Origin of the sequence: Cupriavidus pauculus (genome assembly GCF_008801835.1) — a bacterium.
GTDB classification, from domain to species: Bacteria; Pseudomonadota; Gammaproteobacteria; order Burkholderiales; family Burkholderiaceae; genus Cupriavidus; species Cupriavidus pauculus.
In genome coordinates, this window is the sequence record NZ_VZOW01000003.1 from 272,527 (window position 1) to 286,968 (window position 14,442).

At 63.0% G+C, this 14,442-nt stretch carries 13 protein-coding genes and 1 tRNA gene; 4 read left to right on the forward strand and 10 right to left on the reverse strand.

Annotated features, from left to right (window positions below; genetic code table 11):
• Positions 1–37 precede the first annotated feature (37 nt).
• Entirely contained in the window at positions 38–856 is an 819-nt protein-coding gene (gene hutG / locus F7R19_RS05735) for an N-formylglutamate deformylase (RefSeq protein WP_061952810.1), read from the forward strand.
• Positions 857–951: 95 nt separating this feature from the next.
• On the opposite strand, the gene F7R19_RS05740 is transcribed toward hutG, so the two are convergent.
• The 4 genes from F7R19_RS05740 to loiP form a co-directional block, all read right to left on the reverse strand.
• Positions 952–2,580: a bifunctional aspartate transaminase/aspartate 4-decarboxylase gene (locus F7R19_RS05740; RefSeq protein ID WP_150979618.1), complete on the reverse strand. Its 1,629-nt coding sequence runs from the start codon at positions 2,578–2,580 to the stop codon at positions 952–954.
• A gap of 41 nt (positions 2,581–2,621) precedes the next feature.
• A complete protein-coding gene (aspT, locus tag F7R19_RS05745; RefSeq protein ID WP_150979619.1) occupies positions 2,622–4,307 on the reverse strand; it encodes an aspartate-alanine antiporter in 1,686 nt (561 codons plus the stop codon).
• 84 nt (positions 4,308–4,391) lie between these two features.
• Complete coding sequence (locus tag F7R19_RS05750; protein ID WP_150979620.1) at positions 4,392–4,697, reverse strand: hypothetical protein; 306 nt, start codon at positions 4,695–4,697, stop codon at positions 4,392–4,394.
• Positions 4,698–4,961: 264 nt separating this feature from the next.
• Positions 4,962–5,711: a metalloprotease LoiP gene (gene loiP, locus F7R19_RS05755; protein WP_061952804.1), complete on the reverse strand. Its 750-nt coding sequence runs from the start codon at positions 5,709–5,711 to the stop codon at positions 4,962–4,964.
• Positions 5,712–6,379: 668 nt separating this feature from the next.
• On the opposite strand from loiP, the gene F7R19_RS05760 reads away from it, so the two are divergent.
• A complete protein-coding gene (locus tag F7R19_RS05760) occupies positions 6,380–7,147 on the forward strand; it encodes a ChbG/HpnK family deacetylase (RefSeq protein ID WP_150979621.1) in 768 nt (255 codons plus the stop codon).
• A gap of 266 nt (positions 7,148–7,413) precedes the next feature.
• Here F7R19_RS05760 and F7R19_RS05765 read toward each other — a convergent pair.
• Both F7R19_RS05765 and F7R19_RS05770 read right to left on the reverse strand, forming a co-directional pair.
• A tRNA-Leu gene (locus tag F7R19_RS05765) sits at positions 7,414–7,498 on the reverse strand.
• Positions 7,499–7,624: 126 nt separating this feature from the next.
• The gene (locus F7R19_RS05770) at positions 7,625–8,056 is read right to left on the reverse strand and encodes an HNH endonuclease signature motif containing protein (protein WP_223505840.1); all 432 of its coding nucleotides are present in this window, start codon (positions 8,054–8,056) and stop codon (positions 7,625–7,627) included.
• 33 nt (positions 8,057–8,089) lie between these two features.
• Between F7R19_RS05770 and F7R19_RS05775 the strand changes: the two genes are divergently transcribed.
• Entirely contained in the window at positions 8,090–9,031 is a 942-nt protein-coding gene (locus F7R19_RS05775; protein ID WP_150979622.1) for an alpha/beta hydrolase, read from the forward strand.
• 109 nt (positions 9,032–9,140) lie between these two features.
• On the opposite strand, the gene F7R19_RS05780 is transcribed toward F7R19_RS05775, so the two are convergent.
• From F7R19_RS05780 to F7R19_RS05795, 4 genes are all read right to left on the reverse strand, one after another.
• Positions 9,141–9,812: a LysR substrate-binding domain-containing protein gene (locus F7R19_RS05780; protein WP_170292558.1), complete on the reverse strand. Its 672-nt coding sequence runs from the start codon at positions 9,810–9,812 to the stop codon at positions 9,141–9,143.
• Positions 9,813–10,321: 509 nt separating this feature from the next.
• Positions 10,322–11,200: an NAD(P)-dependent oxidoreductase gene (locus F7R19_RS05785; RefSeq protein WP_061952793.1), complete on the reverse strand. Its 879-nt coding sequence runs from the start codon at positions 11,198–11,200 to the stop codon at positions 10,322–10,324.
• A gap of 47 nt (positions 11,201–11,247) precedes the next feature.
• A complete protein-coding gene (locus F7R19_RS05790; RefSeq protein WP_150979624.1) occupies positions 11,248–12,393 on the reverse strand; it encodes a methyltransferase in 1,146 nt (381 codons plus the stop codon).
• Between the two features lie 141 nt (positions 12,394–12,534).
• Positions 12,535–13,476, reverse strand: a complete 942-nt coding sequence (locus tag F7R19_RS05795; RefSeq protein ID WP_061952789.1) for a CysB family HTH-type transcriptional regulator — start codon at positions 13,474–13,476, stop codon at positions 12,535–12,537.
• 174 nt (positions 13,477–13,650) lie between these two features.
• Here F7R19_RS05795 and F7R19_RS05800 point away from each other — a divergent pair, with 174 nt between their 5' ends.
• Positions 13,651–14,424: a sulfite exporter TauE/SafE family protein gene (locus F7R19_RS05800; RefSeq protein ID WP_150979625.1), complete on the forward strand. Its 774-nt coding sequence runs from the start codon at positions 13,651–13,653 to the stop codon at positions 14,422–14,424.
• Positions 14,425–14,442: the final 18 nt, after the last annotated feature.

The window sequence follows — 14,442 nt, forward strand, 5'->3', positions numbered from 1 at the left end:
CTCGATAGCAGTTAACAGACCGCCGCCCCAAGACAAGATGTCCTCCTTCACCACCGATATTCCCGCTTTCACCCTGCATCGCGGCACCCGCCCGCTGCTGGTGTCGATGCCGCACGTCGGCACGTATCTTCCCGCGCAACTGGCCGAGCGTCTGACGCCCGAGGCCCGCACGGTGCCTGATACCGACTGGCACATGGATCGCCTCTACGATTTCGCGCGCGATCTCGGCGCATCGATCCTGATGGCCACGCACTCGCGCTATGTGATCGACCTGAATCGTCCGCCCGACAACGCCAACCTCTATCCGGGCCAGGACACCACGGGTCTGTGCCCGATCGACACGTTCGACAAGACGCCGGTCTACGCCGACGGCGCCAACTTGCCTGACGATTCCGAAATCGCCTTGCGCCGCGGCGCGGTCTGGCATCCGTACCACAACGCGCTGCAGGACGAACTCAAGCGCCTGCGCGCGGAACACGGCACCATCGCGTTGTGGGACGCCCATTCGATCCGCTCCGTGCTGCCGCGTTTCTTTGAAGGCAAGCTGACCGATTTCAATCTCGGCTCGGCCGACGGCAAGAGCTGCGACACAGGGCTGGCCAGCGATGTGGTGGCGATCGCCCAGCGCGTGCCGAACCACACCGCGGTGCTGAACGGCCGCTTCAAGGGCGGCTATATCACGCGCCAGTACGGCAATCCGGCCGAAGGCGTACACGCGATCCAGCTGGAACTCACGCAATCGTCGTATATGGAAGAACGCCATCCGTTTGCGTACGATCCGGCCAAGGCCGCCAACGTGCAGCCGGCCATCCGCCAGATGCTGGAAACCGTGCTGACGTTCGTCGAGGCGCGCTGACGCTTTGAGCGGGCTTTCGATAGCCGCCGCCAAAAGAAAAAACCCGGCCGCGCGCGATGCCGCCACGCGCGGGCCGGGTCTTCAGATGACGCAACTTATTTCCTGGTCACGTTCTTGTCGGCCTTGTTGCCGGTGGCCGCGTTGTAGCGCTCCACATATTCCTCGAACAGTTTGCGGATCGACTTGCCGATTTTTGCGTAGTCCGATTCATTGAGATTGGCCAGCGACACGCGACCCGACGGATGGCGCGTGCCAAATCCGCGGCCGGGCAGCAGTACCACGCCGGCTTCCTCGGCCAGGCGGAACAGCAGTTCCACCGGTTCGGCCGAGGACATCACCCATTTCACGAAATCCGGACCAAGCGCCTTGCCGCCCAGTTGCTCGATGTCGAGCAGCGTGTAGTAATCGACCACATTCGGGTCGTCGACATTGTCCGGCGCGATGCCGATCTCGTTGAACAGCGCCGCCTTGCGGCTGCGAATCAGTCGCTTCATCGCCTGCTTGTAGGCGTCGGGCGTATCCATGAGCGAGAACAGCGAGAACAGCACCATCTGCACCTGTTGGGGCGTGGAAAGCCCCGCCGTATGGTTCAGCGCCACGGTCCGGCTGTCGGCCACGATGCGGTCGATGAACTTCAGCGTGTCGGGCGTGGTGGTGATCGAGTTGTAGCGCTTGTGCAGTTGCTGGCGCTGGTCGTCCGGCAATTTGGCAAGCTTGTCGTCGAAGATGTTGTCGCGATGGGTGGCGATGACGCCAAGCCGCCAGCCCGTGGCGCCGAAGTACTTCGAGAACGAATAAACCAGAATGGTGTTGCGCGGGCAGAGCGCGAACAGCGAGACGAAGTTGTCGGCAAACGTGCCGTAGACGTCGTCGGTCAGGATGATCAGGTCCGGGCGGTCCTTGACGATCGATGCCAAATATTCCAGGCTCTCATCGCTCATGCGTACCGACGGCGGGTTGCTGGGATTGACCAGGAAGAAGGCCTTGACGGCCGGATCGCGCAGCTTGTCGAGTTCCTTGTTCGAATACTGCCAGCGCGATTCGGGGTCGGCATCGATCGACAGTTCCACCAGCTGGTAATCGTTGAGTTCAGGGATCTCGATATAAGGGGTGAAAATCGGCATGCCCAGCGCGATCTTGTCGCCGGCCTTGAGCAGATGATTTTCCCGCATCGAGTTGAACAGGTACGTCATCGCCGCGGTGCCGCCTTCCACGGCAAACAGGTCGAATTCGCCGATGAACGGATGCTTGCCGATCATCTCCTTGCGGATGTACTGGCCGACGATGATTTCGCTCAGCTTGAGCATGCGGTCGGGCACCGGGTAGTTGCACGCCAGGATGCCTTCGCACATTTCATAGAGAAAATCGGCGGCGTTCAGTCCAAGCTGATCGCGCACGTACGATACGGCGCCGGCCAGAAATTTCACGCCGGGCACGTCGCGATTCTCGCGCGCGAACAGGTCGAAGCGTTCCTCGATGCCCTCGCGGCGCGGAAAGCCGCCGACGCCCTCGGGCATGTATTGGAACGACCGTTCCGATTCGCGCATGGCAAACAGCCCGAGCTGCCAGAAGCCGTGACGCGGCACGGTGGCCAGGAAATTGGGATTGCCGCGCCCGGCGTTCAGCATCAGGCGGTTGGCGTCGCTGCTGGCCAGCTTGATCAGCTCATCCTTGAGTTCGAACGGCGAAAGGCTGGACAGCGTGGAGAGATCCGGTTTGCTCATTGCATGACTCCTTTTGGGAATGCGTCGATTGGCGGTGCGCGTCAGACCAGGCCGACCACGAGCGGGCCGAGCAGCGTCAGCAACACGTTGGCCAATGCGTAGGTGATGGCGAAGGGCACGGTAGGTACCGGGCTCTCGGCCTTGTCGAGAATGCCGCCGAAGGCGGGGTTGGCGCTGCGCGATCCGGACAACGCGCCGGCCAGCAGCGCAGCGTTGTCGTAGCGCAGCACGTAGCGGCCAAACAGCATCGTCAGGAAAAGCGGCAGCAGCGTGACCACCGCGCCCAGCAGGAAGATCGTCAGCCCACTCTGGCGCAAGGTGTCGACGGCCTGCAGCCCGGAGTTGATGCCGACGATGGCCACGAACGCGGCCAGCCCGAAGTCCTTGAGCAACTGGCACGCCGCGGTGGGCATCGCGCCGTACATCGGATGCTTGGAGCGCGCCCAGCCAAACACCAGCCCGGACAGCAGCGCGCCGCCGCCCGCGCCCAGCGTCAGCGGGATCGAGCCCACGCGCACTACCAGCAGGCCGATCAGCAGGCCCACCAGCACCCCGGCGCCGAAGTAGACGAAATCGGTCTTTTCGCTCGGCGTAAGCTCGTAGCCGGCGCGCTGCGCGGCACGCTTGGTGTCTTCGGGCGTGCCGTAGAACGTGATGATGTCGCCGTGCTGCAGCTTGAGATCGGGCAGGATCGGCAGCGCGTGGTCGTAGCGCTCGATGCGCTCCAGGTACACGCCGTGGCGCATCTCGCGACTGACGTTGGCGATGATCTCGGACAGCGGCTTGTTGTTCATGCCCTTCAGCGTGAACACCGCGCGGCGCGTCTGCATCACCATGCCCATGCCCTCGGCGTCGGCAATTTCTTCGCCGATCACCAGCGCCGTCGGCACCATCGCGTCGCGTCGGCCGACCAGCAAGACCAGATCGCCAGTCTCCAGCACGGTGTCCTGCGCAAACTTCATGGGCTTGCCGCCGCGCTGGAGTTTTTCGACGGTGATCAGGTCTTCGCCGCCCACCTCGATGTCCTTGATGGTCTTGCCCGCAGCGCCCGTTACACGGAACAGGCGTCCCACCAGGCGCGGCAGTGCGCCGGCCTGACCGGGCCCGAACTGCGGCAGGCCGCCGTGCATCGCCGCTTCCACCTTCTTGGCATCCGTCTTCAGGTCGGACCCCATGAAACGCGGCAGGATATTGACGCAGACGATGATCGCGCCAAGCGATCCGAACACGTAGGTCACCGCGTAGCCGATCGCAACGTTGGCCTGCAGCGTCTTCACCTGATCCGGCGGCAGGCCGAGCTTGGTGATGGCGTCGCCGGCCGTGCCGATAATGGCCGATTGCGTCATGCCGCCCGCAGCCAGTCCGGCGGCGATGCCCTTGTCGAGCTGGAAGATCTTGGCAAGAACCACCACTGTCACGAGCCCCGCGACGGCCATGAAGACCGCCATGGCGATTTCGCGCAGCGAGTTGCGGTTCAGCGAGTTGAAGAATTGCGGGCCGCTTTCATAGCCGACGGCATAGATGAAGACGGCAAACATCACGGCCTTCACGCCATTGTCGATCTCTACGCCAACCTGGCTGATGATGACGGCCGCTAGCAGCGACCCAGCCACGCCGCCCAGCTGGAACTTGCCGAACGTGATCTTGCCGATGGCATACCCGATGGCCAGCGACAAAAACAGCGCTGACTCCGGCGATTTCTGGAAGATCGTATGCAACCAATCCATGGAACCTCCTGTAATGCATGACGCAGGTTTGGGGACGCATGTCGTCGGCGCTTGTGACACCGGGACACGCCGTACAACGCTTTGCTAATGGGGAGAAGGGCCCAGCGCGCGGGCCATTACGTTTGTGAACACGGTGTGCAGGGGAAACGGAACGCGCGTGATGAGGCGCGCGATCACGCTTTGGATGGCTGCAGGAAGCGTCGAGGTCGGCACGCCGGTGAGGAGCGGGATCGGTCGATCTCTGCCGATCCGTACGATGCTTGCCGATGTGGCGCCGATGCCGCCTGGTCGCAGCGAGTCGGCGCATATCGCATTCACGGTGTGGCCGATGGCCAATGCCGACATCGCGATCTGCGGCGGTTCGGCAAGCAAGGCGGAAGCGATTTCCATGACGCGGCGAGGGCCTCCCTTGGATCACGGCAAGCCAGGCGGTGGGACCCGCAGGCGTGAGGCATTATCCGTGGGTGGTGCGCGTGCGCGTATTGAAAGCTTTTGATCGCGTATTAAACGCAATCAAGAAAACTGCTATGTCTGGAAGTAGTTTTACAGAGTAATGACAAGGCCTCGCGCATGCGGACTGTTCGTCGCAACAGTGATGCGCTGGCGATCGACGGGCGCCCGCTGCCTATGGCCGCGAGCGCCGCAGTGCAGAACTTATTTTCCGCTGTTGAGCCGGTCCTGGATGTGCTGGGCGCGTGCCGCCGAGGCCGGGTGCGAACTGAGCAGGCTGGACTGCCCGCCGTCCAGCTTGGCCAATTTCTGGAACGCCGTAACCAGCGCCTGACGGTTGGCGTTGTTCTTGGTCAGCAGGTCAAACGAGTAGTCGTCGGCCTGGCTTTCCTGGCGCTGCGAAAACTGCGCGTTGACAAACGTTTCGCCCAGTTCACCGATTTGCGACGACGACAGCGCAGTCAGCGTGGCGTTGCCGGTGGAACCGAGCAGTCCGCGCGCCGCTGCCGTGGTGTAAGCCACCTGCATGGCGGCCTTGGTGTGGCCCAGTGCGACGTGGCCGATTTCGTGACCGAGCACGCCGCGCACTTCATCGTCGGTCATCAGATCCATCAATCCGCTATAGACACGCACGCAGCCATTGGCCATGGCCCATGCGTTCACATCCTTGGTCATGTAGACCTTGGCGTCGAGCGGCAGCCCGGTGTTCTTCAGCCCGCTCATGATGTTGGTCAGGCGCTTCGCATACGTGCTGTCGGCGGTGGCCAGCGTGTTTTTCTTGTCCATCTCCGCGCACGACTGGTCGGACAATTGCTTGACGTTGGTGTCGCTGAGCGTGGCGGCCGAAAACAGACTGCCGCCGGCTTGCGTCAGGCTATCCATGTTGGCGCCGGCGCAGCCAGCAAGCATTGCAGCGCAGCCGATGGCTGCGGCGGTAGCGAGTTTGCGCTTCATCGTCGATTCCCTGGTAATGACTTGGTGTTATGGTCGCGGCGCCCTGTAGCCCCCATGCGGGAGACACCGCAGCGAGGAAGGATAAGCAAGGCGAAATCCGATTGCCAGCGGTGCGCGTCTGACATGGACGCCGCGCATCCATTTGCGCGAATTCAGATTCGTCTTATTGAGCGGTGTGGGTAGCTGCGGCGAAATAGCGGCATGCCACCAAAAAACAGATCGCACCCGATGTGGATCCCCAACCGTTCCCGAGCCCGCTATGTGCGCAAACGCTCAAATCGAGCGTGCTGCGAGGCGTTTCAAACTGTCACCTGTGCGTAATCTGAGGAAAAAGCAGATGTGGTCGCATTGTCAAAATTGGCGAACCGCTTCAAATGTCACGGCATGTGCGCTGCCAGCACCGGACTGTCGTACAACGCGCGACAGCGCACATAAGCAAAGCGTGGGTGGAGGCACGATACGGGCTAAAGCGTTGTGAATGTATTGTAAAAAAAACAATAACGTCGGTGCACGGGAACGGGGATGGCCTGCGATCAGCGCGGCCATGGTCATCTAGTGTGATTTAAGCTCCATTTCCTGTCAGTTCGGCGACTCAGTCAGCATCGCGGCGGCAAAAAGCCCTCGCGGCGTTGTTCAAACCAAAAAACAGGGGAAGCGGAGATTCAGCCATGCGCAGTCTGATCATCAATGCCGACGACTTTGGTCTCGATTACGAAACCTGTGCCACGACGATAGATTGCTTCGAGGCCGGGTTACTGACCAGTGCAACTATCATGGTGGGCTGCGAGGCGTCGAAGCAGGCCTACGACTACGCCCGGCAGAATCGCAAGCGTTTTTCCTTCGGTCTGCATTTCAATATCGTCGACGGATTCGAGCCGCTTGCTGGCAAGGACACCTCGTTGTGCGACGAGCCAGGCGCGTTCCGGGAAAGCGACGCGCAGCGCTACGCGGCCATGGCCGGTTTGCTGGCCAATACCGAAATCCGGCGCGAATTTCGCCTGCAGCTCGAAGAGTTGCGGGACAACCATGTGGAAGTTACACATGTGGACAGCCACGGCCACCTGCACAAGTTTCCGTCGATCATCTATTCGTTACGCCAGGAAATGCGCCGCGCCGGCATCACGTGGGTGCGTCGTCCGCAAAACGTCTTCCTTCGGCCAAACGCCCCGCGACGCATCATCAACAATGTCTTCGCCATCCCTTTCTGGGGCTTGATGCGTACCGACTATTACTGCGCCGTGGACGGCGGCGACGAAACGTGGGCGCAGCGCCTGCCGGACGCGCTGCCGGATGGCTTGACCGAAGTCTCGGTCCATCCGGGCCGCGCGGAGCCATGGCGGCGCATCGAAGCCGAACCGCTGCTGCATCCCGATGAATTGGGAACTGCACTCACCTCGGCCGGCGTTGCGCTGACGCGCTATCGGGCCCACGTCTAGTCAGCCGGCGCGCCAGCCGTCAACGCTTGCATGGCAAAAGCCAGCGCGCGGCAAGGTAACGCCGGCACATGCGTGAACGGACCGTCAACAGCTGATAGGGAAACAGCAGGAGCAGGGAGCAGCGGGGTGCGAATCGGGGGAAATAACTGCGTGGCGCGAAGCCAAGCCGAAGCAGAAAGCGGACGGGGAAAAGCGAAAGGGGGCGAAGGGTAAAACGGATAAAGCGGGGGAGGGCGGAAAAGCGAGGAAAAGCGAGGAAAAGCGGATGGTGCCCGGGGTCGGACTCGAACCGACACGCCTTGCGGCGGGGGATTTTGAGTCCCCTGCGTCTACCTGTTTCACCACCCGGGCATGGGTGTCGCGATGTTCCGGAACGGGCAACGCGCTGCGATGAAACGCGGATTATGCCGCAAATCCGCACTGCGGACAACTGGCCGGCGCGCCGCCGGGCGTTTGCTCTGCGGTGTCCCGGGTGAGTTACCTCCGCGTCTTGACGGTGCGGCTACGGTCGTAGAAGCCGGGTGGCTTGCGTGCGATCCAGCGGATGAAGTCGGCCATGACCGGGTGCGCACGCAGCGCGGTCCAGTCGTGATACGTGATGGCCAGCTCAGCTTCGGAAAAGACCGAATGGATTTTCTGATGGCAGACGCGGTGCATCGGTACCACGTCACGGCCGCCGCGGCTGCGCGGCACCGGATGATGCAGATCGGTGCTGGCGTCGTCCAGCAGCGGACGGCCGCACAACGGGCAGCGGTTGGCCTGGGCGGGCGCGTCGGCGATCGGCGGTGGGCCGAGTTGATCATCCTGGCCGGCGCGCAATCGGCGTTTGACGACCATAAGGTTCCGGGAGAACAGCGGTTGACGGTAGAGGGACAGCGCTTGCGGTAGGATAGCGCGCAACTGCGACACGCGTCGCCGCCGCGATCCCAATGGAGCCGAGCCATGTCCGCCGAGCCGACCCTCGATGCCACGCCTGCCAACAGCGTTGCCGCGCTGGCCGCCTTGCCCTCGCAGGATCCGGCCTTCTATGCGCAGGCTTACAACAATCGCGCGAACGTTCCGGACAATGCTGTCCACATGGCGCGTTGGGCCGCCGATTCGGCGTTGATGCGCGCCAGCGCAGTGACATATTTCGAGAATCTCGCCTATGGCGATCCGGACTCGCCGCTGGCTGCGACGGAAACGCTCGATTATTTCCCGGCCGCCTCGGTCGATGACGACGCATTGCCGCCATTGCTGGTGTTTCTGCACGGCGGCTACTACCGCGCGCTGGACAAGCGCGATCACAGCTTTGTCGCGCATGTGCCGACCCGCCGTGGCGTGTCAGTGGCGGTGATCAACTATGCGCTGTGTCCGGCCGTGACCGTGGAAACCATCGTGCGTCAGACGCTGCAGGCCGTCGCATGGCTGTACCGCGACAGCGAGCGGCTGGGACACGATCGTCGGCGTATTTTCCTCGCGGGGCATTCGGTCGGCGGCCATCTGGTGACGATGCTGATGGCCGCCCGATGGCCGCAATGGGGCAAGGATCTGCCGCCGGATTTGATCAAGGGCGGCCTCACTATCAGCGGCCTGTACGATCTGGAACCGCTGCGCCTGGCCGACTTTCTGCAGGTGGATCTGCAATTGACGCCGGCCGATGTGGCGCGCCTGTCGCCCGCCTTCATGACGCCCGCCACGCGCGCCCCGCTGATCACTGCCGTGGGGGAACTGGAATCGAGCGAATATCATCGCCAGCATGCGCTGATCCGGGCGGCGTGGCCGCACAATGCGCGCGAGGATTTCCGCCTGAAGGGACGCCATCACTTCAACGTGATGGATGATCTGATGCGGGATGACAGCCCGTTGTCGCGGGCGCTGTTGGGAATGATCGCCGGCGCCTGACGCAACCGGCCGCCTCACCCGCCCCGCGTTTCCGGCGCGCCCCGTCTCTCTCCACGGACCGTTCACCGCAAACGATTCACCACGAACAATTCACCGCTACTGTTCGCCGCTACTGTTCGCCGCAAAGTCGGCGGCGGACTTCCGGTTGCGTCACGTAATCCACGCACCATTGCCGCACGCGGCCCTTCTTCTCCGGGCGATAGACCAGGAACAGGTGCGTGGCATGCTTCTGTTCCTCGACGGCGCGGGCCACCAGGCGGCCTTGCGCGATCGCGGCTTGTGCCATGTGTCGCGGCACGTAGCCGATGCCGGCGCCTGCTTCGATCAGCGCAATGGCCACGCCGAAGCCAGGCACGAACAGCGGCTTTTGTGTATTAAGCAGCCACGCGTGCTGCGGGCTGAAAGCCAGCGATGTGTCGCGGACGTAGACCGCCGGATACTTGCGCAGGTCGCTTGAACGTAGCGGTTGTTTCTGTTGCGCCAGCGGATGGTCGGGCGCGATCACGAAGTCCCAGGCGATCTCGCCCAGCGATTCGCTGATCAATGCGTCCGAATGCGGCACCCCGTGCGGCACGCCGATGACCAGGTCGGCACGATCGCCGTACCGCGCGTCCCAGCAGCCGTTGTACACCTCGCGCAGGATGCTCAGTTCCGTGGTCGGGAATTGCTTCTCGAATTCCAACACCAGCGCCACCAAGGCATCTTGCGCGATGATGTTGTTGACGGCGATGCGCAACTCACGCTCGACCGCGTCGTTTTCCAGCCCTGTGTTTTGTCGCAAGACTTCCATTTCGTCGATGATGCTTTTGCAATGGCGGACAAGAAATCGCCTGCCTCGGGTCAATCGGATTTGACTGCCATCGCGTTGGAATTTTTCTAGCCGGGTGCTGGTCTTCAGCTGGCGGCGCGCATCGCCGGTGGCCGAAGGCATGTGGCCGAAGTGTTCGGGAGCCGACGCGTGGACTGATTTAATTGTATAAAGGCGGGAATTCCAAGGTCGAGCAATGATTGGAGTTATTCCCGTAAATAATTTGCTGATATCAGCAATATCGCAAACGCCTCAAATTTAATGCGTCACGAATTAGCGATATTGCGGTTATTGCAATATCGCTGGTTCAGGTGGGGGAATTAAGGGGAGGGAGATACAGCGGAGGGGGAAAGTGTGGCGAGGTGTGGCGGCACGTCGCCACACCAGAAGGCATCGGTCCTATCGCGATTGCAGTCTTGCAGGCGCCGAAACCTTCAGCGCCTGGCGTCCTTAGGAATTCGCATCCCCCTGCGATTCGAGCCTCAGTGCTTCGAATCCTTCAGTTCCAGCACGCGCAGCAGCGACGACGTATCGTCCTTGCCCCAGCCTTGTTCCATCAGTTCGCCCAGTTGTGCCGACGTGGCGCGCATGGCGGGCAGATCGAGGCCGATTTGATTGGCGATGTCGGCGGCAAGACCGAAATCCTTGGCATGCAGGCGCGATTCGATGCCGGCGGAAAAATCGCGCGACACCATCTTCGGGCCAAGCATGTCGAGCATGCGGCTGCCCGCCATGCCCGTCGACATGGCCTGGAAGACCTTGCCGGTATCCACGCCCTGTGCATTGGCAAAGCGCATGGCTTCGGCGATGCCCTCAATGTTCACCACCTGGGCAATCTGATTGCACAGCTTGGCGACCTGACCCGCGCCGTTGCCGCCGATATGGGTGATGGTCTTGCCCAGGCATTCCAGCAGCGGCCGCACTTTCTCCAGCGCCTCGGCGCGTCCACCCACCATGATGGTCAGCGTGGCCGCCTGCGCGCCCACCGTGCCGCCCGACACCGGGCAATCCAGTGCTTCGATGCCTTTGGCAGCCAGCGCCTGCGCAATCTCGCGCGTGACGATCGGCGAAATCGTGCTGTGATCGATGCAGATGGTACCGGGCGCCGCGCCCTCGATGACGCCGCCCTGGCCGAGCAGCACGTCGCGCACGTCCTCGGACGATGTGACGTTGGTGAACACTACTGCCGCACCGCGAGCGGCCTCGGCCGGACTGAAAAACGGTTGTGCGCCCAGCGCACGCGCGGCTTCGGCGGCCTCGGGGCGACGCACGAAAGCGCGCACGGTGTGTCCGGCGCGAATCAGATGGCCCACCATCGGCGCGCCCATCGCGCCCAGGCCGATAAATGCTACGGTGGTCATGAATGCTTCCTTGTCAGATAACGTTGGCGCTCCGGCGCCACGGTGCGTTACTTTGCGGCGAGGCGCCACAACGAGGTGACTTCCGCCTTGCGTGCGGCGAACAGCGGATCCTCGGCGTCGTTGGCTTTGGGATGGTGCGGACGCACATCGGAACGGCCCAGCACCTTCAACCCGGCGGCATCGATCCAGCCAAGCAGTTGATCGCGCGTGCGCAGGCCGAGATGTTCGGCGAAATCGGACAGGATCAGCCAGCCCTGGCCGCGCGGCTCGAGATGCGCGGCCAGGCCGTCGAGGAAACCGCGCAGCATGCGGCTGTCCGGATCGAATACGGCGTGTTCTATGGGCGACGCCGGACGCGCCGGCACCCACGGCGGATTGCAGACGATGAGCGGCGCGCGGCCTTGCGGGAACAAGTCGGCCTCGATGATCTCGACGCGGTCGTCGAGCCCCAGGCGGGCGATGTTCTCGCGCGCGCAACCGAGCGCTCGCGCATCCTGATCGGTGCCGATCACGCGCTCGACACCCCGCTCGGCAAGCAGCGCGGCCAGGATGCCGGTGCCGGTGCCGATATCGAACGCCAGCGCGGTCGATGGCAGCATTTCGCGCGCCACAAGTTCGAGATATTCGCCGCGCACCGGCGAGAACACGCCGTACCACGGGTGAATCCGTTCGCCGAGGATCGGAATCTCCACGCCCTTGCGACGCCATTCGTATGCGCCGATCAAGCCCAGCAGCTCGCGCATCGACGCCACATAGGGCTGGCTGGATGGACCGTAGACCTGCTCGCACGCCTCGCGTACGTCCGGTGCGCGGCGCAGCGGAACCACATGGCCGGCCTCGAACGGCAGCAGCAGCATGCCCAGCGTGCGTGCACGCTGCGATTGCGCCAGACGATGCTTGTGGAACGCTTCGGTGAGGCTGGCGGGCGCCTTGTCGGCGTTGCGCGATTTGCGCTGCGGCTTGCGGTCGACGCGTCGCGCCATGGCCTGCAGCAGTTGCCGCGCATTCTGGAAATCGCCGCGCCAGAGCAGGGCGGTGCCTTCGCTGGCCAGCCGGTACGCGGTATCGGCCGGGGTCTGGTCGTCGGCAATCACGACGCGCTTCGGCGGCGGCAGTCCGGCCTCGGAGCGCCACAGCGCGCTGCGCTCGGCGCCGTCCTCGGTCCATTCGATTGTCGGGAGGGAATCAGTCACGGGTATCTATATAGAAGGGGAATCCTGACGCGCCAGGCGCGCGAGGAAGATGAAGCGATGTGGCTCCGGCGGGGCGCGCCGACCGCGTCGTCGGCAACGGTCGGGCCGCCCCAAGGCGCCGGAGTGATGGAAGCCTGCCGCTTACAGCTCGTAGGCCTCGTGGTCGCCCGACATGGCCTGTTCCACAAGCTTGCGGTTCAACGTCGGCGAGAACAATTCGATAAATGTGTAGACAAAGCTGCGCAGATACGCGCCCTGCTTCACGGCGAGGTGCGTGACATTGGTGCCAAAAAGGTGTCCGGCAGGAATGCCGCGCAGGTTGCGGTCGCGCTCGGGATCATAGGCGAGTCCGGCGACGATGCCGATGCCCAGGCCAATCTCGACGTAGGTCTTGATCACGTCGGCGTCGATCGCTTCGAGCACGATGTCGGGCTGCAGCTGGCGCAGCTCGAAGGCCTTGTCGATCTTGGGCCGGCCGGCGAAATTCACGTCGTAGGTAATCAACGGGAAGGTCGCCAGGTCTTCCAGCGTCAGGTGTTTCTTTTCCAGCAGCGGATGATCGGGTGGCGTAATCACCATATGCTGCCATTGGTAACCGGGCAACGACACCAGCGCCTTGTCGCCGGAGATGCCCTCGGTGGCGATGCCGAGATCCGCCTGGTCGTGCAGGATCATGTCGGCAATCTGCGACGGGTTGCCCTGCTGAATCGACAAACGCACCTTGGGGTAACGCTTGGTGAACTCGGCGATCACGCGCGGCAACGCGTAGCGCGCCTGCGTGTGGGTGGTCGCAATCGTGAAATTGCCCTGGTCCTGCGCCGCGTAATCCTTGCCCACGCGCTTCAGGCTTTCCACCTCCTGCAGGATCTTCTCGACCGATGTCAGGATGCGACGACCCGGCTCGGTCAGGCTGCGGATCCGTTTGCCATGCCGCGTGAAGATATCGACACCCAGCTCTTCTTCCAGCTCGATGATGGCTTTTGAGACACCGGGTTGTGACGTATAAAGCGCTTTGGCGGCTTCTGTCAGGTTGAAGTTTTGCCTGACGGCCTCACGCACGAAGCGGAACTGGTGAAGATTCATATAACTTGGGCCGTATAAACAAACAACTTCTTATTAGTTTGAGATATGAGGCGAGTTTATTACGATTCTCGAACTTTGTTAAACGTTCGCCTGCCCGTATTGCGTCCGCGCCCGGCCTGAAAAGGTGAGGCCGGGCTCGCAGCGGCGCCGGGCGCAGTCGAGAAAAGCCCCCGCATGTCCCTTGCCTATACCGTTTCCGGTCTGCTGGTAGGCCTCCTGGTCGGTCTGACCGGCGTGGGCGGGGGGTCGCTCATGACGCCGTTGCTGACGCTGCTTTTCGGTTTTTCTCCGGCCACCGCCGTGGGCACCGATCTGGCGTTTGCGTCGATTACGAAGGGATTTGGCACGCTCGCGCACCGCGCGCACGGCCATGTGCAATGGCAAGTGGTGCGCCGCCTGTGCCTGGGCAGCCTGCCGGCCGCGCTGGCCGCGATCCTGGTGCTCAAGAGCGCCGGCGAGCTCGATGCGCGCTGGCTGCACGCGATCCGCCTGACGATCGGCGTGTCGGTGCTGCTGACGGTGGTGTCGTTGCTGTTCCGCAAGCAGATGCTGGCCTGGCTGGCGCGCAATCCGCGCTACCAGCTCGAAGGCCGCGCGCAGGTGGTGGCCACCGTGATCGTTGGCGCCGTGATCGGCGTGCTGGTGACGGTGTCGTCGATTGGCGCGGGCGCCGTCGGCGCGACGCTGATCCTGCTGCTGTATCCCCATATGAAGCCGGCCGAAGTGGCCGGCACCGATATCGCCTACGCCGTGCCCCTCACGGCGGTGGCCGGGCTGGGCCACGTGTGGCTTGGCACCGTTGACTGGAATTTGCTGCTGGCGCTGCTGGTGGGTTCGATCCCCGGCATCTGGCTCGGCGCGCAACTGTCGCGGGCGCTGCCCGAACGGCTGCTGCGCGCGGCGCTGGCGACGACGCTGACGCTCGTCGCCATCAAGCTCGTTTCGTGAGGTCGGCCATGGATGAAC